The organism is Streptomyces sp. NP-1717, from assembly GCF_022695985.1.
In the GTDB taxonomy this organism is placed as follows: Bacteria; Actinomycetota; Actinomycetes; order Streptomycetales; family Streptomycetaceae; genus Streptomyces.
In genome coordinates, this window is sequence record NZ_JAAPBF010000138.1 from 1 (window position 1) to 18,854 (window position 18,854).

The window sequence follows — 18,854 nt, forward strand, 5'->3', positions numbered from 1 at the left end:
TGGAGCACGAGGCCGAGTACGCGGCCACCAACGGCACCCTGATAGGCCCCAACCGGCTGTACGGATCGCTCCCCTCCGAGGCCTCCGGACGGCAGGCCGTGACGCTCGACGCGGTCGGTGAGTACGTGGAGTTCACCCTCACCAAGCCGGCCAACGCGATGACCTTCCGCTACTCGCTGCCCGACAACTCCGCGGGCACCGGCCGGGACGCCGGGATCGACGTGCGGGTCAACGGAAACCAGCTCAAGAACGTGCCGGTGACCTCCAAGTACGGCTGGTACTACGGCGGTTACCCGTTCAACAACAACCCCGGCGACACCAACCCCCACCACTTCTACGACGAGACGCGCACCATGTTCGGCTCGACCCTGGCGACCGGCACGAAGGTCCGCCTCCAGGTGTCCTCGACCGCGCAGTCACCGACCTTCACCATCGACCTCGCCGACTTCGAACTGGTCGACGCGCCGAAGCCGAAGCCCGCCGGCGCGCTCGACGTCGTGGCCGACTTCGGCGCCGACCCGTCCGGCGCTGCCGACTCGACCGCCAAGTTCCAGGCGGCGGTCGCCGCGGGGCAGGCCCAGAACCGGGCCGTCTACATCCCGCAGGGGAACTTCGAGATCCGCGACCACATCGTGGTCGACAAGGTGACTCTCGCCGGTGCCGGGCCCTGGTACAGCGTCCTGAAGGGCCGTCATCCCACCGACCGCAGCAAAGCGGTGGGCGTCTACGGTAAGTACGCGAACCAGGGCGGCAGCAGCAACGTCACCCTGAAGGACTTCGCCATCATCGGCGACATCCGCGAGCGTGTGGACAACGACCAGGTCAACGCCATCGGCGGGGCACTGTCCAACTCCGTCATCGACAACATCTGGATGCAGCACACCAAGTGCGGTGTCTGGGTGGACGGTCCGATGAACAACCTCACCATCAAGAACAGCCGCATCCTGGACCAGACGGCCGACGGGGTGAACTTCCACTACGGCGTCACGAACTCCACCGTCACCAACACGTTCGTCCGCAACACCGGTGACGACGGTCTGGCCATGTGGGCGGAGAACATCCCGAACGTCAACAACAAGTTCACCTTCAACACGGTGATCCTGCCGATCCTGGCGAACAACATCGTCACCTACGGCGGCAAGGACATCACCATCTCCGACAACGTCATGTCGGACACGATCACCAACGGCGGCGGGCTGCACATCGCCAACCGCTACCCCGGGGTCAACTCCGGCCAGGGGACGGCGGTCTCGGGCACCCACACCGCCGCGCGCAACACACTGATCCGGGCCGGGAACAACGACTTCAACTGGCAGTTCGGCGTCGGCGCGGTGTGGTTCAGCGGGCTCAACGAGCCGATCAACAACGCCACCATCAACATCACCGACACCGAGATACTCGACAGCTCGTACGCGGCGATCCATCTGATCGAGGGCGCGACGAACGGGCTGAACTTCAAGAACGTCAGGATCGACGGCGCGGGTACCTACGCGCTCCAGATCCAGGCACCGGGCAAAGCCACGTTCGAGAACGTCAAGGCCACCAACATCGCCCAGTCCAACAAGATCCACAACTGTGTGGGCCCCGGGTTCCAGATCACCCAGGTCGGCGGAGGCAACTTCGGCTGGTACTCAAACCCGCCCGCCTGCACCGGTGTGTGGCCCGCACCGCAGTGGACCAACGGCGGTGTGCCCGGCGGCCCGTCCGACCCCGGGGACCCGACCGACCCGCCGACCGACCCGCCGGGTGACGAGGGCAACCTCGCCGAGGGCCGTCCGGTGACCGCGACCGGCCAGGCGCAGACGTACGGCCCCGGCAACGCCGTCGACGGCAACGCCAACACCTACTGGGAGAGCACCAACAACGCCTTCCCGCAGTCCATCACCGTGGACCTCGGCGCCGCGAAGAACGTCGACCGGCTGGTGCTGAAGCTGCCGCCGGCCGCTGCCTGGCAGACCCGTACGCAGACACTCGGTGTCTCGGGCAGCACCGACAACTCCGCCTACACCTCACTCAAGGCCCCGTCGGGCGTCACCTTCAACCCGTCGAGCGCCAACACCGCCACGCTCACCCTGCCGGGGACGGCGACCCGCTACGTACGGGTCACGGTCACCGCCAACACCGGCTGGCCGGCGGCGCAGCTCTCCGAACTGGAGGTCTACGCCGACTGATCGGACCACAGGCGTGGTGCGCCGGTCCGGCCGGCGCACCACCCCGCTCCGCTTCTGCCGGGTGCCTCACACCGCGTACGTGTCGAGCCGCCCGCACATCCCGAACTTCCCCCGCGCCCACGGCAGTCGGGCGTGGACCCGCGCGTCGGCGAGATGCGCGGCGTCCCCCTCGGCGAGCCGGTCGAGCTGCGCGCCGGTCTGCCGCGTGGCATCCGCCGCACCAACCTCCCAGCGCGCCCGCCAGTCCGCCAGCCTCGGCGCCACCAGCGCACCGGCCGCCCGGTGGAAGTCCAGCAGCGGCTTCTCGTCACCCGCGTCCCACGCCGCGCGCAGCGCCGCGAACCCCTCGACCGCCAGGTCCCGTCTGCGCCGGGCGAAGGCCGCCTGTTCGGCCTCGGTGCCCTCGGGGACACGGACGAGGCGCCCGTACGTCTCGGGATCGGTCAGATGTTCCGGCGGCAGGGTCAGCACGGCGTCCCCGGCCTCGGGCAGTCCGTTGTTCTGCATGAGTACGACGATCCGCAGCCCGTCCTCGTTCACGAGGCGGTGAATCGTGCCCGGGGTGAACCACACCAGGGCCCCCGGCTCCAGCGGCGTGCTCTCGAACCCCTCGGCGGTGAGGGTCTGCACGGCGCCGCGTCCCGCGGTCACGACATACCCTTCCGAGCAGGTCAGATGGAGATGCGGGGTGCCGCCGCGGAGGCCGTCGGCCGCCTCCCAGTCGTACACGGCCAGATGCGACACGGCGACGGCGCCGGGCAGTCCGGCGAACCCCGAGACCGTGCCCGTGCTTGCGGATGAGCCTGTGCGGGACGTCGTCAACACTCCCCCTGGGACGAGCCGAGCAGTCGAGTAAGCGCTTTCTGTAGGAACGTAGATCCGCTCGGTCCCCCTGTCAACGCGGGCGCCGGTGGAAGTGCCACGTAATCACGGCATGGCGGCGATGCCACATGTGGCATCCTCAACTCGGCCCGGGTGACGCGCTTTCGCGACGACCGGAGCACGACGCGAGGAACCACCGCGATCCCGGGGGCGTCCCCCCATAAGGTCGCGGCGAGGTGGGCGACCGGGCCGCGACTCACGGTGCACGTTCACGGGGCACACCTGATTCAGGGGGAAACAGGGTTGGCACAGGCAACAACCAACACGGCGCAGGCGGATCCGCGGCAGAGGAAACTGGCAGGGGAGCTGAGACTCCTCGCCGCCGAGCCCGCCTTCGAACTGCGCCGTGCGGAACTCATCGATCTCGCCCACGACCTGGAGCAGAACACACGTCTCGACCGATGGGCGGATGTCGATCTGGTGCAGGCGTACGTACGTCCGGAGAGCCTGGCCCAGCCGCCGCCGGCGCCTCGCGCACCGCTCCGCTCACAGCTCCGGGTGGCACTGGCGGCCAAGGCGGGCGCCGGGGCGCTCGTCCGGGTGATCCGTGACGAGATGCGTCAACGCCCCGTCCGGGAAGGCGCGTTGGAGGCGTCGCTGGGCGTGCTGGTGTTCGTCCCACTACTCATCACCTGGTTCGGTCTGCGGGAAGCGGTGCGCGCCTACGGGGAGTTGAGCCAGGAGAATCCCAAGGAGGCGACCCGGCCGTTCCTCCAGCTGTGGCAGACGGGCTTCGGCGGTCATCTCTCCTCGACGGGCCGCTTCGAGAACGTGGCACTGATGGCGGTCGTGCTGATCAGCCTTCTGGTGGTGCTCTCGCTCTGGCACGCGCGCGCCCGCTCGCGCGCGGACCGGGTGGAGGCCAAGCTCAACGAGGAGCAGGAGTACGCACTCGGCCGGCTGGCGTCCCTGCTCACCCGGATCCAGCTGGCGCTCGTCCCCCATCGCGCGGCCTCTCCGCAGCAGTTCACGGCAGGTCTGAGCAAGGCCGCCACCCGTATGGAGTCGCTGGCGTCCCGCGCCGACCGCAGTCACAGTTCGCTGGTCAGCTCGGCGAAGGCGCTGGAGGACGCGACCACCTCGCTGGAGAGCGCCGCCCTGGCGCTGACCGGCGAGCTGCCGAAGCTCGGCACGGCGGCGGACCGTATCGAGGCGGCCGTACGGGGCGGGCAGGCGGCGACCGCGCAGGCGGGCGCCGAGAACCAGGCGGCGGCCGGCCGGATCGCCGACCGGATCAAGTCGGCGGGCGACACGGTGGAGGCGTCGCTGAAGGCGCTCGCCGCGGCCCAGCAGACGCTGGCGACGAAGTCGGAGACGGTGGCGCAGGCCACGGAGCGCGCGTCCAAGGCGCTGGTGGACAGCGCCGGGCGCACGAACGACGCCGTCGACGGGATGCGGGAGGCCACGGAGCGCTGGGACGCCGCGGCGGCACACTGGCAGGACGCGGCGGCCCGTCTGGAGACAGGACTGCGGGGGATCACGGTGCCCCCGGCCGGGACCAGGTCAGGGGGCGTCGCGGGGCCGGACGCGGGCTACGCCGTGACGACCGTGCCCGCACCGCACCCGGAGCCGGAATCGGCGGGAGCGCCGACGCTCGCCGGCGGCCGCGCGTACGGGGCGGGTTTCGAGTACGACACGCCCACGGAACGGCTGTCGGTGAACGGCGCGAACGGCGGTCCCAACGGCGGCGCGAACGGGAGTTCCGGCGGCGGCGCGGGCGCCGGACCCGACGCGCCGACCACGCCCGGAATCCCCGGGCAGGGCCCGGCCCGTCCGCCGTATCCGCCGCAGGACGGGGTGGGCTCGTGAGCCGTCCCGTACGCCGCGCGGGCCGACTGGCCGGACGGGTACGGCGCGGCGGGCGGCCCGGTGTCGTCATGCTGGCGGGCTGGCTCTTCGCCGACCTCGTGCTGGTGCTCGCCCTGGTGTCGATGGCGGACCGGCCGGACCCGCTGGCCGCCCGCCCCGCGGCCAGGCCGTCGCCGACCGGCTCGCCCTCCCCGTCGCCCTCTCCGACGCCGTCCCCCGCCGGTCCGAGGTCGGTGGAGCTTAAGCCGCAGCAGATCCGGGTGAAGGGCGGCGCGAGCAAGGACATCGTCGCCCAGATCAGCAAGGGCACGAAGAAGTGGCCGGGGCGCACGGCCGCGCTGGTCCTGACCTTCGGCGGCAGCCAGGGTGGTACCGAGTACGCGCACCGCGTCAACTCGCTGCTCAGCGAGGCCCGTCCGGAGATGTTCTCCAAGAAGACGGCGACGGACGACTTCCACGATCTCGGTGAACCGTCGAACACGGCGATCATCAGGATCTACTTCTACACCTCGCCCCGCTGACCGCCGGCCGGGCGGCCGGGGAGCGCGACGAACGAGAGGACCCACGGCGTGGAGCGGTGGCGGCCCGGCGCACGGGCGGAAGACGTGAGCGGCGGAACGGACGGGCGGCGGCTGCCGCCGCCCGTGCTGCCGCAGTTCCCCGGTATGCGCGGCTTCGCCGAACTCGACTCGGTGATGCGCCGGCTGGGGTTCCGGCATGCCGCCGATCTGCTGCGGGGCCCGGCCGTCGAGGCCGGGACGGGCGTCTTCGCGACACTGCCGAAGGCCACGGAGGACGACGGGTTCCGGATCCTGGACGGGCTCTGGTTCCCCGCCCGGGGGCGCGCGTGGACGCGGGTGGACCTGCGTCACATCCAGGAGACCGCCGAGCGGTGGCGCACGTCCACCGATCCGCGGGGCGGTACGGCGGCGGCGCTGATGGACACCATGGAGACCGTCGTGCGCGACGATCCGATGGGGCCCCGGCGCGTCGTGCTGTGGCAGGTGTGCCGTGAGCTGAAGGACCGGGCCGGGGGGCCGACCGCCGAGGCCGCGGAGGCGCTGGGTGTGCACAGCGCGGAGGCCGCGCCGCTGGCGGCAGCCGTCGCGGCGGGATTCGCGGGCCGGGGGCCGGTGCGTGACGCGGCCGAGTCGGTCAACGAGGTCTGGCCGGGTGAGCGGCTGCGGGAGGCCCTGCGGATCGCCGAACTCCTGCCGTCGCACCCCACCGACCATGTGCTGGCCAACTTCCTGGCCCGGCTGAACGAGCGGGCGGCGGCCGTGGACCGGCTGATGGAGGAGGCGGGGCGGCTCGGGCGGCTCGGTGAGCTGCGCGCCGCTACGGTCTCCTGGCTCGCGGCCGTACGGCGGGCGACCGACGACGAGCGGGCGCTGACGGGCCTACTCGGCGCCGCCACGCTGCTCGCCGACGAGCGGCACTCCCCCGACGCGCCGTCTCCCGTCGACTCGACGGTGCGGGTGGGCGTCGAGCGGCGGGCCGTCACGCTGACGTGGACGGCGGCGCGCCTGCCGCGTGACACGGCCCGCGGGGGAAAGGACCGGGGAGGGCCGGTGTCGTACCGGGTGCTGCGCTTCCCGGACGGCGCGCCCGGGCGGGCCGTCGAGGTGCCGTCCCCGGACGGCTCGCTCTCGGTGCTCGACCTGGACGCCCCGATCGGCAGGCGGGTGCGGTACGCCGTACTGCCGCTGCGCCGGGGCCAGTTGGCGGGGACGCCGCGTGTGACCGGCGCCGTTCTGCTGGTGCCGGACGTGGAGGAGGTCCGCGCGGTGCCGGTGCCCGACGGCGTACGGCTGGAGTGGCGCGCGCACCCGGCGGCGAGGGGATTCAGGGCGGTGCGTTCGGCCGCGCGCCGGCCCGGGGGGCCGGACGGGTCCGGGCAGCCGGTGGACGGTGTGCCGGTGGACGGACTGCTGGTGCCGGCCGGGCGGAAGGGGTTCACGGACCGCCCGCTGCGGCCGGGGACGTATCTGTACGACATCTCCTGCGGCTACCCCGCGGTGCCCGATCTGCCGGACGACGGCGGGGAGTTGGTGTGGTCGCCGGGGCTGCGGGTGGCGGCGACGTCCCTGGAGTGGCCGTCGCCGGTCGAGGACGTCACCGTACGGAGCCTCGAAGGCGGCACCGTGACGATCGACTGGCGTCCACCGGCACGCGGGAACGGCCGTCTGGTGGAGTGGTCCGGCCCGCCCCTGGCGGCGGGTGACGACGCGTCAGGCACACCGGCCGCGCGGTCGGCGCCGGATGAGGGTCCGGTGAGCGTGGTGCCCGAGGCGCGGTCCCGGGTACGGATGACGGCGGTCAGCGTGCTCGGCGACCGGGCGGTGGCGGGGCCGAGCGTACTGGTCGAACGGCCGGGCGCGGTCGAGGACTTGACCGCGCGACGCCTGGCGCCGGGTACGGCGGAGCTGCGGTTCCGCTGGCCCGAGCCCGCGGTCCTGGTGCTGGTGGCGTGGGAGCAGGAGGGCCGGCGGCGGGAGATGCGGGTGGCACGGAGCCGCTACCTGGCCGAGGGGCGCGTCGAGCTCCCGCTGAGCGGGCGCCCGTGCCGTGTCGAGGTGAGCGCGGTGCCCCGCCCGGACGCGGTGTCCATCCCCACGGTCCCGGCCACGACGTCCCTGCCGCACGTCCCCAACCCGCCACCGCAGCCGCCCCGCAACAGCCGCGCCCTGGCGCTGCTGACGTTCCCGTGGACGCCCTGGGGCAACGGCGCCCCGCCCCGCGGCCGCCCGTGGTGGCGCCGCCTGCGCACCCGCTTCTGAGACACCCGGGAATCGGGGCGGGGCGGGCGCCGGGCGGGGCAGGCGGCGGCCGGTGCGGTGCGCCGCAAGGCGGAGGGCCGCCCTCGCGCCGGACGCACCTGGACGAGTCCGGCAATGCGGCGAGGTTCCGGACCAGGTGTTCCCGGACCCCGAAGAGCCGCCGGACAGGGCATGGCCGACAAGAAGAGGGAATCGGGACATCGATCGGCGTGCGGAACTGGGCCAAAAGGGGAAGGCCTGTTCCGTGAGGAGGTCGCACGGACCACAGAGCCCATCGAGGGCACCACCTGTCTCCGACGCCTTCGCTCTCACCGGGCACGTGTGTCCTTGATCGACCCCGCCGGCGGCGGGTCGCCCGGTCGGCATGACCGCGCGCACCGAGTTCGCCGGCCCGTCCGCGCCACTGACACGTGGCACGGAAATGCCCACCAAGTCAGCGACTCGCCACGGGAAAGGACATGTTTTGGACAGCGCACCCGGAATCCCGCCCGTAGTCCCAGGGCGCCTTCCGCTCCTCGGGCACGGTCTCTCCATGGCAGGGAGCAGCAGCCGGCTGAAGTTCATGCGGGACATCCGCGCCCACGGTCCGATCGTGCGTATCCGGCTGGGTCCCAAGAGCGTGGCTGTCGTGAACGACCCCGCACTGATACACGAGATGCTCACCCGGCAGGCGGACGCGTTCTCCAAGGGCCTCCTTCTCGAGGGACTGAAACTCTTCAGCAAGGATGCTCTGCCTGTCACCGAGGGCCGCGTGCATCTGGCACGCAGGCGGCGGATGCAGCCGCCTTTCCACAGAGAGATGGTCAGGAGCTACGTCGAGAAGATGGTGAGCACCACCGCGCCGACCATCGACTCGTGGGACCCCACCACGACCCTTGACATGAAGACCGAGATGCAGCTGATCACTCAGAACGTGGTGATGTCGGCCCTGTTCTCATCCGTCCCGGCACGCGAGCCCGCATGGGTCATCCTGGAGAGTGTCGACACCGTTTTCCGCGCCGCGCTGCTCAAGGTCCTGCTGCCGATACGCGCGCTGGAGAACCTGCCCACACGCGGAAACCGGAAAATCGCGGCTGCGAGCTCCGCGCTGCGGAACGCGGTCACGGAGATCATCGAGGATCACCAGAGGCGGCCCGACTCGTACCAGGACGTCATCTCGCTGCTGATGAACACTCAGGACGACGCCGGCGAAGCCATGGACAGCAACGGCATCCTGTCCGAGGTGACAGCGCTGCTCGCGGCCAGCTCCGAGACCACCGCAGTGGTGCTCTCATGGCTGTTCTACGAAGTCGGCCGCGACCCCGGCCTGGAGCGCCGCCTGCACGAGGAGGTCGACAGCGTGCTCGCCGGCGACGAACTCACCGCCGACCATCTCGGCCGTCTCCCCTTCACCGGGCGGCTCGTCCAGGAGACTCTGCGCATGTACGCGCCGTGGCTCCTCACCCGACAGGCCCTGCGTGACGTCCGGCTGGGCAAGACCGTGCTCCCGGCCGGAACGGACGTGATTTTCAGTCCCTACGCCGTGCACCGCGATCCGAGTCTGTACGCCGACCCTGACCGGTTCGATCCTGATCGCTGGCTCCCGGACCGGCCGCAACCCCCCAGGGAAGCCTTCCTCCCGTTCGGGGCGGGCAAGAGAATGTGTATCGGCGACGTCTTCGCGGAAACGGAGGCGAAGGTCGTCACGGCTCTCATCGCGTCGAGACGGACCCTCAGGGCCGCGCCGATGAGGGGTTCGGTGAGGGCCGTGGGCGAGATGACCACGCAACCGTCACGGCTTCACATGATCCCTGAGCTCAGGACCGACGCCCCGGACAGGTCCGCACAGTCCGTCAGATGACAGGCGTGTGCCGCAACGCGCGTAGCGAGCCCCACCGCAGAGGAGTCGGCCTCGCCGTTCCGGCTGGCGTGAGGCGCACGATGCCGGCCTCACACCAACCGGAACGGCAGGTGATTGACACCCCCTAGGCGTGGACCTCCGCCTCCGTGCCGCCGCCGAACTCCAGGAGCAGGCCGGGGCGCAGTGCCACCGTGCGGCCGGGGCCGACCTCCTGGACGGTGCCGTCGTCGCGGCGGACGGTCCAGCCTGACGCCGTACGGTTGGTGAGCCCGAACCGACCGCGCTGCTGCGGATGTTCGGTCATCTCGCCCACCACGGCGGTGAAGTCGTGCCGCTCGGGGTCGTCGACCAGGTGGTGCGCGTAGACGCGCGCCTTCGGGTCGAGGCGGATGCCGCGGCGGGTACGCAGGGCGCCCCGGCCCGTGACGATTTCGAGCTTCGGGGGCAGCAGTACGGCTTTGCCGCACTTCCAGCAGTCGGGTGCGGGGCCGTCGGGCTGGGTCATGTTCTGCCGGCCGCAGGAGGCGCACAACGTGATCGCGTCGAGCACCCGGCTCAGCGCGTCCCGCCACTGCGACTCGCGGACCCGTGTCGAGGGTGTGTTGAGCCCGTGGGTGAACGTCTTGACGAACAGGTCGCGCAGGATCTTCGGGAGCGCGCCCCAGGTGGCGATGACGGTCGGGTGTTCGCCGGGCACGGGCCTGTTGGCCGGGTCGGCGGGGTCGTAGATGAAGAGCGGGTGGGTGCCGTACATCTTGCGCTTGGCCGCCTCGTCCATGCAGCGGATCTGCAACGCCTGCGCGCCGTCGAGCGGGTGATGGTTCATCAGCAGCAGGAAGAGCAGCACGGCGAGTGAGTGCAGATCGCTCTGGATGCCGGGCAGCGCGCCTTTGTCGCCGCGTACCAGCTCGGGCGCCATGAAGTCCATCGTCCCGGCGACGGCGGCGGCTTCGCCGTCCACGACGGCGTTGTCGTTGTCGCACACCAGCACGTCGCCGGTGGCCGGGTCGAAGAAGATGTTGCCCCAGTTGATGTCGCGGTAGGCGATGCCCTTGGAGTGCAGGGTGAAGTACGCCTCGACGGTGTGCAGCGCGGCGGCGACGAGCGTACGCAGGGTGGTCGCCGCCACCGACGGGTCACGGCGGAAGAGCGCCGGCAGGTCGTGGAAGCGCTGGGGCCGTACGTCCATCAGGTAGCCGAAGCCCGGGTAGGAGGCGTTCGGGTCCATCACGACCGTCTGCGGCCACAGGAACCGGTCGTCGCCCCAGCCGTGGTGGATGAGCCCTTCGAGGATCTGCCGCTGCCGGGCGTCGGCCAGTTGCGGGTAGTACCACTTCACGGCCCGGTCGCCGTGCGGTGTCCGCACCCGGTAGACCTCGCCCTGGCCGCCCGAGCCGAAGAGCTCGGCGACCGTGACCTGGTCCCCGGATTCGGTGACCAGGATCTGTCCGGCTGCGAGCATGCCGTTCGCCATGCTGTTCCTCTCTGCGTCAGTGCGTGTCTGTGTGGGGGGCGGCCGGGGCGGCGCCGGGGCCGGCCGCCGGGATGGCGCCCGCGAGGGTCGCGTCGTCCCCGGAGTACTTGGCCGCGTGGCCGAGCCAGTCGGGGAGCTGGGCCTGGACGGCCGCGACGCCGTGGGACGCGGCGCGCGACCGGACCCCGGTGGCGAAGGCGAGGAATCCCTCGTGGTCGGCGAAGCTCTTGGAGAGTCCGTCGGTGGAGATCAGTACGCCGGGGGGCGGGCCGCCGGTGAGGGGCTGCCAGTGCAGTCGCGCCTTGCGCCAGGCTTCGGGCTCACAGAGCGATTCCGTCTCGTCGCCCATGTCGGGACCGGTGTAGAACGGCATGCGGGTCGTGCCGTCCGGATCGACGAGGACGATGTCGCCGTCTCCCAACTGCCAGCAGACCAGCAGGCGTTCGGTGATGACGGCGCCGATGAGCGTGCTGCCGTAGACGGCGAGGTCGGCCTCGGGCGCGGACCCGGCACCGGGCCGGGCGGCCCTTTGGGTGGTGGCCCCGGTCGTGGCCCCGGCCTTGCCGCTCGGCGCGGCGCCTCCGCTTCCGCCGTGGGCCGGTGAGTTGGCCTCGTGCATCAGGACGCGGCGGCGCCAGGCGTGCACGACCTGCTGCGGGAGCGAGCGCGCCTCGGCGAGCAGCCGGGGCCAGTTCGCGGCGTCCTGCCCGCGTCGTACGACCTCGTGCGCGTAGATCCCGGCACTGGCCGTGAACGCCTCCACTGCCCAGCGCGCGCCGAGATCGCTGCGGAAGTGCGCGCGCGATCCGTGCCCGTCGGCGACCGCCAGCACGACGGCGCGGCCGTCCGCCGTGGTGAGCGCCCTGCCCCGGTCCTGGCTGTACTTCTTGGCGATTCCCTTGACTCCCCCGTCGAGGAGTTCCCACGCCACGGCGGGTGTCCCGGTGGCGTTCACCAGATGTCGGTCTCGTCCTTGGTGAGCGGCACGACGGGCGAGACGTTCGCGGGTGTGGCGTCCTCGATCTTCGGCGCCGACGCCTCCTTCACCACCGCGGTGGACATCCAGCGGATCGCGGCGGCCAGTTGGCGGGGGTTCTTGGCGAGCAGCGGTTCGAGTTCGGGATTGCCGAGGAACTCCTTGAGCATGCTCTTGTCCGCGTCGTCGCCGATCGCCACGGCGACCCGCACGGCGCGCTTGCCCCACGGCGTGTCGTCGATGGCGCGCAGCCCGGAGCGCCAGTCGTCGGTCGGCTGGCCGTCGGAGACGAGGGCCAGGACGGGCGGCAGGGCGCGCTGCGGCATCGGCGGGGTCTGGAGCGCGGCGGCGGCCATGCGGAAGGCGGCGCCCATGTCCGTGGCGCCGTAGGTGTGTACGTCCTCCCAGGTGAACCGGTCCACCGGAGTGGGCTCCTGGATGTGCCAACTCGCGCCGCTCGCGAAGGAGATGGCGCGTACGAGCAGTGAGGCGGCCGGGTTGGACTGGGCGGCCTGCTGCATTTCCGGAATGGCCTCACGGATGGCGAAGTTCAACTCGCCGATCTTGCCGTTCACTCCCATGGAGCCCGAACAGTCGAGCATCCAGATGAAGTGTGCCGGGCGGCTGGCCATACTGCCGCCGGGCACGTCGAGAATGATGGTCACGCTGGTCCTCTCCCCCGAGGCGTCCCGTTCGCGCACGCCTGGTTCTAGCTGTGTGGTGCTGTGTGGGTGTCGTGCTGTCCGGGTGTGTGGTGATGCGGTCCGGTGCCGCCGAAAGCGGTGGTGGAAAGCCTAGTTGAGGGCCCTTCGGTAGGTTCGCCGAGCGGAGATATTGAGCCCCGCGTCGCTCCGCGTCGGTGCGGCGTGCACTCAGCGCGGCGGGCGTGTCGGCGAGTATCCGGACGGGTATTCGGGCGGGACGGCCGGCAGCTCGCCGGGCCGTGGCGGTGGCGGCTGACCGGGGACGTGGCCGCCGCCCGGCGGGCGTCCCTGTCCCGGTGAGTACGGGGCGGGCCGGCCCGGGATCCGGGTGTCCGCGCCGTCGCCGACCCCGTTCGTCCAACGCAGCCAGTTCTGGACCCAGTTGTTCGACCGCCCGGCGAGTCGGGTGGCGACCGCGCCGCGCTGCTCGTCGTTCATCCGGCGCACGACGACGCCCAGCGTGTGCCGCAGCAGCTCATCGACCACCGAAGGCCAGTCGCGGGAGGTCCGGTTGAGCTCCCGGCGCCAGACGCAGAAGAGGTCGGCGACGGCCTCCGGCTGCGCGGCCATGCGGTTGACCTTGGCGTCGTCGGAGAACTCGGCCACCACGGCGGCGCGGTAGTGCCGCTGGAGCGCCGGTTCGGCGGTGGCGAGGAACGACAGGGCGCCCGACTGGTAGAGCTCGTGCGGCGAGAGACCGGCGAGGCCGCGGGCGAGCAGGTACTGGACGCCGTCCCACAGGGGCGCGTCCAGCGGCGATCCGGCCCGGCGCAGTTCGTCGACCCTGTCCACGACTTCCCGGGGCGACTGGCTCGTCCGGGCGAAGTCGTCGGCGAGGGCGAGCAGTTGGGCGATGGCGCGCTCCCGCTTGGTCAGCTCGGGCCGACGGTGGACCGCCCGGGCGAAGTCCGCCAGTTCCTGGTCGAACCGGCCGGGTGAGGTGAGCCACGCCAGGAACCGGGTGCCGAGTCCGGCACCGAGAACGGCTTCCGCGCCGCAGATACGGATGATGCGGGGGAAGTCCGGCCGCTCGGGCTGGTCGGCCCCCCAGACGAGTCCCCACAGGGTCTCCAGCGTCGGCGGGTCCGCGGCGGGTGACACGGCCGCGCCGGGGGCGGGTTCGGCGAGTTTCGCGAAAAGGTCTATCCCGCGCAGGTGGTGCGGCGGGCCGCCCCACCACACCGCCTGCTCGACGAGGCGTACGGAAGGCGGCGCGATGTCGCGGTGGGCCCGTACCCACTCGCCGTGGGGCGACCTCAGCAGCTCCCGCAGGAGATGGCTGCGCCGGCCGGCGGTCTCGACGGCGATCCGTGCGAGGACCCGCCGGTTCAGCCCCTGGTGACCGACGGTCTTCAGGACGGTGACGGCGTCGGCGCACTCGCGGCCACGGGGCTGGAGCAGTACGCGCACGAGCTTGTTCACGGCGTCCTCGACGCCGGGACCCTGGTCACCGTGGAGGACGAGCGCGAGATGCAGTGGTTCCGCCCAGGTGGCGACCGGGCCGCGGATTCTGCGCACCAGTCCCTTGTCGAAGTCGAGTCCGAACTCGGAGCGCAGCGAGCGTCTGGCCGCTTCTCCGAGGGGCAGACCGACGAGGGGGTCCTGCCCGGTCGCGGTGTCCTGGGCGAGGGCGGCGGCGAGCCGCCGGCGGACGAGGGCCAGTGCCAGCGCGTCGGTGACCCCGTCGCCGCAATGCTTGCCGAGTTCCTGGCAGACGCGGGTCAACTCCTCGATGGCCGGGGAGTCCTGGGTCCGGTCCTGGACGGTCCGGGCGAGCGTGTCGACGACCGCGCGCAGGGAGTCCTGGTGGAGTGTGGTGAGGCCGTCCCCCGACGCCGTTCCCGTACGCAGGAGTTGGCGCACGAGCACGGCGGGGGCGAACGGGTCGTCGGCCCCCGCCGTACCGGCCGCCGAAGCGGTCGGCGGGGCACCCGCCTGCCAAAGCGCGGCCGTCAACTCGGCCCAGGTGTCGGGGACATGGGGGCTGCCCGGTCCGCCGAGTCCGTCGTGGACGCGGTAGAGGTGCTCGACGAGCAGCGGGTCGTGCCGGTCGAACGACGAGTCCGGGCCGATCCCGACGATCTGCTGGGGCGCGTCGTGCGGCTCGTCGGCGCGGGTGACGAACGTCAGCGCTCTGGCGTGCTGTTCGGGCAGTGAGGCGCAGGCGAGCGCGATCCAGCGGACGACCGTCTCCGGGTCCTCCTCGGCGATGACGATCTGCCGGCCGGCGGGGTCGGCCCACAGGCGCCGGACGTCGGCGAGGAACGGTGCGACGCGCGACGCCTGTTCCCGGGCGAACCGGACGAGCAGCGGGAGGTCGAGGTGTCCTTCGGGCGCGGGCAGCGGATCCCCGTGCCCCTCGGCAGGTGCCGGAGTGTCCCAGGACCGGGAGCGCCAGGTGTCGATGGGCCATACCCGGTCGAACCCGTCGGCGCCCGAGGGGAGGTGCACGGCTTCGATGAACTGCCTTGACTCGCCGGGCCGTTCACCGTCCTCGCGGCCGTCGCACAGCAGGCTGCCGCCGTCCGGGAGCCGGCTGCAGCTCAGGGCTCCGTGCGGGGTCCGGCGATGGGTCAGCGTGATGATCTGCTCGACCTGCGCGAGCAGATCGTCCGGGGCTCCCGAGTCGGTGCCGCCGTGCGCGCCGCCCTCGCCCCCGGAGTGCGGGGGCTCGGGCGACCGGCGTGGCTGGAGGCGGACGCTGCCGGTGTCCGGCTCCCGGTCGAGCAGGTAGCTGAGACGGCGGATGACCATGCCACATTCTGACCAGCCGTCCGGCCCGAACGCAGGCGGTCACGCGAAGTTTGACCTATTCCTTGACCGCCCCCGAGTTCGCGCTGCGTACGAAGTGGCGCTGGAAGGCGAAGAAGAGCACCGCGACGGGGACGGTCGCCAGCAGGGCCGCCGTCAGTTTGAGCGGATACTGCGTTCCGCTGCTGAGACTTCCGGAGACGAAGGACGCGAGGCCGGTCGTCAGCGTCTGGTACTCGGGCGACTGGGTCGCGACCAGGAAGTGGGTGAACTCGTTCCACGACCCCTGGAAGGAGAGGATGGTCAGGGTGATCAGGGCGGGTTTGGCCATCGGCAGCACCACCGACCAGAAGGTCCGGAAGACACTGGCGCCGTCGATCCTGGCCGCCTCCTCGACCTCCCTGGGGATGGAGAGGAAGAACTGCCGCATGATGAACACTCCGGCCGCGTCGACCATCAGCGGGATGATCATGGCCGAGTAAGTGTCGAAGATGCCCAGTTGGTTCAGGACGAGGAACTTCGGGATCAGCAGCACCACACCGGGCACCGCCATGATCGTCAGCAGGCCGTTGAACAGCAGGTTGCGCCCGCGGAAGTCGAGGCGGGCCAGCGCGTAGCCGGCCAGCGAGTCGAAGAAGACCCGCCCGGCGGTGATGAACAGGGTGACGAGGACCGAGTTGCTCAGCCAGGTGCTGAACGGCACGGCGTCGCCGGAGTTCCCGAGCCCGAACAGCCGCCGGTAGGACTCCAGCGAGAACGGGTTCGGCAGCAGGCCCAGCGGATTGCCCGCCGCGTCCGGATCGGTCTTGAACGACGTGACGATCTGGATGACGAACGGCAGCAGATAGATCAGCCCGACCGCCGTGAGCACCAGATACACGAAGGCGAGCAGGATCCGCCGCCCGGCGCTGCGGGGGGCTCGCGGCCCGGCGGGACCGCTGCCGGAGGTGCGGGGCTGCCAGGTCGAAGGGTTCTTCCGCGCCGGTGGGGTCGTCGGTAGCGTACTCATGAGGTCCTCCGGCGAAGGGCGCCGAACCGGCCGGCCGTCCTGGCGGGCCTGTCCCGGTCGCGCAGCAGGACGCGCTGGATCAGGGTCATCACCATGATGATCGCCAGCAGGATGAAGGCGATGGCCGCCGCGCGGCCGTATTCGGAGTCCTGGAAGCCCGCGGTGTAGGAGAGGAAGGCGGGGGTGAGGGTGGTGTTGCCCGGGGCGCCCTGGCTCATCACGTAGACGGCGTCGAAGATCTGCCAGCTGCCGATCAGGCCGAGCGTGAGGACCAGGAAGATCACCGGCCGCAGCGCGGGGATGGTGACGTTCCAGAAGGACTGCCAGCGGTTGGCGCCGTCCAGCAGCGCGGCCTCCTCCAGCTCGGCGGGCACGTCCTGGAGCGCGGCGAGGAAGATCAGCATGTAGGTGCCGGACGAGGTCCACACGATCAGCGCGATGATGGTGCACATCGCTATGGAGGGGCCGGAGAGCCAGTCCCACCAGGACAGTCCGAGGAACCCGTTGGACGCGAGCGCCGCCGTCGGCTTGTCGGGGTCGACGATGCCGAGACCGCCGAGCACCGTCCACACCAGTCCGTCGGCGTCGGTGAACCACTTCGGTCCGGTGATGCCGACCCACTTCAGCAGCGCGTTGACGGCGCCGCTGCCCTGGAACAGGAAGAGGAAGACGGTGGAGATGGCGATGGAGCTGGTCACCGAGGGGAAGTAGAAGATCGTCCGGAAGAGGCTCTTGCCCTTTATTCGGCGGCTGTTGACCGCGACGGCGAGCGCGAGGGCGAGGATCGTCTGGAGCGGTACGACCAGCAGGACGAAGTAGAGGTTGTTGCGGACCGAGGTCATGAACAGCGTGCGGTCGAGGCCGTCGTCGGTCAGGACGTTGGAGTAGTTGTCGAGACCGACGAAGTCGGCGGCGCCGGTGAAGGGGTTGGACTGCCCGTCCCAGTTCAGCAGGCTGACCCACAGGGCCATCCCGATGGGCAGCAGCAGGAACAGTCCGAGGACCACCACCATCGGGCTGACGAAGAGCCAGCCCCACAGTCCCTGCCGGCCCTTGATGCGGGACGCCGGCTCGCGGCGGCGACGCCGTCCGTCGCCTCCGGCCGCGGCGGGCGGCGCCGCGACAGAGCCGCTGCCGCTGCCGTACTGACTCATTGTCTTTACTCTTTCCTCCCGCACCCGCCGGGATCGTCCTCCCGGCGGGTGTCGTACGGGATGGGACCGGCCTCAGCCGTTGTTCTTCAGGACCTGCTCGCCGTTGGTCTGGAGGTCGCCGAGGATCTTCTTCGGGTCGGCCTTCGCCAGTCCGGCCAGGTCCGTGTCGAACTGTTCGAGGACCTTGGTGAAGCCGGGCAGGGTGACCGGGCCCTGCGCGTAGGCGGATCCGTCCACGAATGCCTTGTCCTGCGGGTGGTTCCTCGCGTACCTGTCCAGTGCGCTGGCGCGCGAGGGCATCACGCCGTACTCGTCGGCGAACTTCACCTGCTGGTCGGCGGAAGTGAAGGCCTCGACGAGCGAGACGGCCGCGTCGTGGTGGGTGCTCTTGTTGGCGATGCCCCAGCAGGTGCTGAAGGAGAGCGTGCCCTGGCCCTTGGGGCCCCGGGGCAGCGGGACGACCGTGTAGTCGACGTCCGGGAAGTCGTTGGACATCGCGCCGGAGAGCCAGTTGCCCTCGATGGTCATGGCCGCCTTCTGGCTGCCGAGCGCCTCACCGCCCCAGCCCGCGTCGACCTGCTTGGGGTAGCTGAGCACACCGTCGGTGAGGAGCTTCTTCACATACGTCAGCGCCTCGACGTTCTCGGGGCTGTCGGCCGTTATCTCGGTCTGGTCGGCGTTGGTGATCCAGCCGCCGGCCTGCTTGAGGAAGGGGCCGAGCTGGTTGTACGAGCTGTTGACGACGAGGCCGCTGACCTTGCCCTTGGTGAGCTTCTTGGCGACGCTCGCCAGGTCGTCCCAGGTCTTGGGGTAGTCGTCGTCGGTGAGCCCGGCGTCCTTCCACATCTTGGTGTTGATCGCGAGGGAGAGGGTGGAGCTGTCCTTGGGGGCGCAGTAGAACTTGTCGTCGTAGCTGAAGGAGCTGCGCAGCGTTACGGAGAAGTCTTCCTTGTCCTTGAGCTTGTCGCCGTACGCGTAGAGGGAGTTGCCCTTGGCGTAGTTGGCGAAGACCGACGAGCCGACGTAGAAGACGTCCGGCGGCTTGCCTCCGGCCAGCGCCTGGCCGAGCTGCTGGTCCAGGTTCTGGGCCGGGGTGACGGTCACGCTGTTGCCGGTCTTCTTCGCCCAGGCGGCCGCCGCGGCCTTGACGGCGTTGGTCTCGGCGTCGCCGGAGGAGCCGATCATGACGGTGAGCTCCTGCTTGCCGGAGCTGTCCTGTTCGCCACTGCTGTCGCTGCCGAAGTCGGACGAACATCCGGTTATCAGGAGCGCGCCGCACACGGCGGCAGCGGTCGCGGCTCTGT

Annotated in this window: 13 protein-coding genes; 5 read left to right on the forward strand and 8 right to left on the reverse strand. The window is 71.0% G+C overall.

Features of this window, described 5'->3' with window-relative positions:
* The coding region (locus GXP76_RS23930) for a discoidin domain-containing protein (protein WP_242573643.1) at nucleotides 1-2,171 on the forward strand (2,171 nt) is incomplete at its 5' end.
* Between the two features lie 66 nt (nucleotides 2,172-2,237).
* On the opposite strand, the gene GXP76_RS23935 is transcribed toward GXP76_RS23930, so the two are convergent.
* Nucleotides 2,238-2,993 carry a cupin gene (locus GXP76_RS23935; protein WP_242573644.1) on the reverse strand — a complete coding sequence of 252 codons (756 nt, stop codon included), beginning with the start codon at nucleotides 2,991-2,993 and terminating at the stop codon, nucleotides 2,238-2,240.
* Between the two features lie 303 nt (nucleotides 2,994-3,296).
* On the opposite strand from GXP76_RS23935, the gene GXP76_RS23940 reads away from it, so the two are divergent.
* The 4 genes from GXP76_RS23940 to GXP76_RS23955 all read left to right on the forward strand — a co-directional run bounded on the left by GXP76_RS23940 (nucleotide 3,297) and on the right by GXP76_RS23955 (nucleotide 9,482).
* Nucleotides 3,297-4,862, forward strand: a complete 1,566-nt coding sequence (locus GXP76_RS23940; protein ID WP_242573645.1) for a hypothetical protein — start codon at nucleotides 3,297-3,299, stop codon at nucleotides 4,860-4,862.
* The gene (locus tag GXP76_RS23945; protein ID WP_242573646.1) at nucleotides 4,859-5,383 is read left to right on the forward strand and encodes a hypothetical protein; all 525 of its coding nucleotides are present in this window, start codon (nucleotides 4,859-4,861) and stop codon (nucleotides 5,381-5,383) included. The genes GXP76_RS23940 and GXP76_RS23945 overlap by 4 nt, the downstream gene beginning before the upstream one ends.
* 84 nt (nucleotides 5,384-5,467) lie before the next feature.
* Complete coding sequence (locus GXP76_RS23950) at nucleotides 5,468-7,642, forward strand: hypothetical protein (protein ID WP_242573647.1); 2,175 nt, start codon at nucleotides 5,468-5,470, stop codon at nucleotides 7,640-7,642.
* Nucleotides 7,643-8,063: 421 nt separating this feature from the next.
* The gene (locus GXP76_RS23955; RefSeq protein ID WP_277993742.1) at nucleotides 8,064-9,482 is read left to right on the forward strand and encodes a cytochrome P450; all 1,419 of its coding nucleotides are present in this window, start codon (nucleotides 8,064-8,066) and stop codon (nucleotides 9,480-9,482) included.
* A gap of 124 nt (nucleotides 9,483-9,606) precedes the next feature.
* On the opposite strand, the gene GXP76_RS23960 is transcribed toward GXP76_RS23955, so the two are convergent.
* From GXP76_RS23960 to GXP76_RS23990, 7 genes are all read right to left on the reverse strand, one after another.
* Nucleotides 9,607-10,956, reverse strand: coding sequence for a serine/threonine-protein kinase (locus GXP76_RS23960; RefSeq protein WP_242573648.1), 1,350 nt, complete (start codon nucleotides 10,954-10,956; stop codon nucleotides 9,607-9,609).
* A gap of 16 nt (nucleotides 10,957-10,972) precedes the next feature.
* The gene (locus GXP76_RS23965) at nucleotides 10,973-11,911 is read right to left on the reverse strand and encodes a protein phosphatase 2C domain-containing protein (protein WP_242573649.1); all 939 of its coding nucleotides are present in this window, start codon (nucleotides 11,909-11,911) and stop codon (nucleotides 10,973-10,975) included.
* Nucleotides 11,908-12,564: a tellurium resistance protein gene (locus GXP76_RS23970; RefSeq protein ID WP_242573655.1), complete on the reverse strand. Its 657-nt coding sequence runs from the start codon at nucleotides 12,562-12,564 to the stop codon at nucleotides 11,908-11,910. Before GXP76_RS23970 ends, GXP76_RS23965 begins: the two co-directional genes overlap by 4 nt.
* Before the next feature lie 240 nt (nucleotides 12,565-12,804).
* Nucleotides 12,805-15,390 (reverse strand): GTPase-associated protein 1-related protein, encoded by a 2,586-nt coding sequence (locus tag GXP76_RS23975; protein ID WP_242573650.1) that lies wholly within the window; start codon nucleotides 15,388-15,390, stop codon nucleotides 12,805-12,807.
* 55 nt (nucleotides 15,391-15,445) lie between these two features.
* The gene (locus tag GXP76_RS23980; RefSeq protein ID WP_242573651.1) at nucleotides 15,446-16,396 is read right to left on the reverse strand and encodes a carbohydrate ABC transporter permease; all 951 of its coding nucleotides are present in this window, start codon (nucleotides 16,394-16,396) and stop codon (nucleotides 15,446-15,448) included.
* A complete protein-coding gene (locus tag GXP76_RS23985) occupies nucleotides 16,393-17,550 on the reverse strand; it encodes a carbohydrate ABC transporter permease (RefSeq protein ID WP_242573652.1) in 1,158 nt (385 codons plus the stop codon). The genes GXP76_RS23980 and GXP76_RS23985 overlap by 4 nt, the downstream gene beginning before the upstream one ends.
* Nucleotides 17,551-17,622: 72 nt before the next feature.
* On the reverse strand, nucleotides 17,623-18,854 hold a 1,232-nt coding region (locus GXP76_RS23990), incomplete at its 5' end, for an extracellular solute-binding protein (RefSeq protein WP_242573653.1).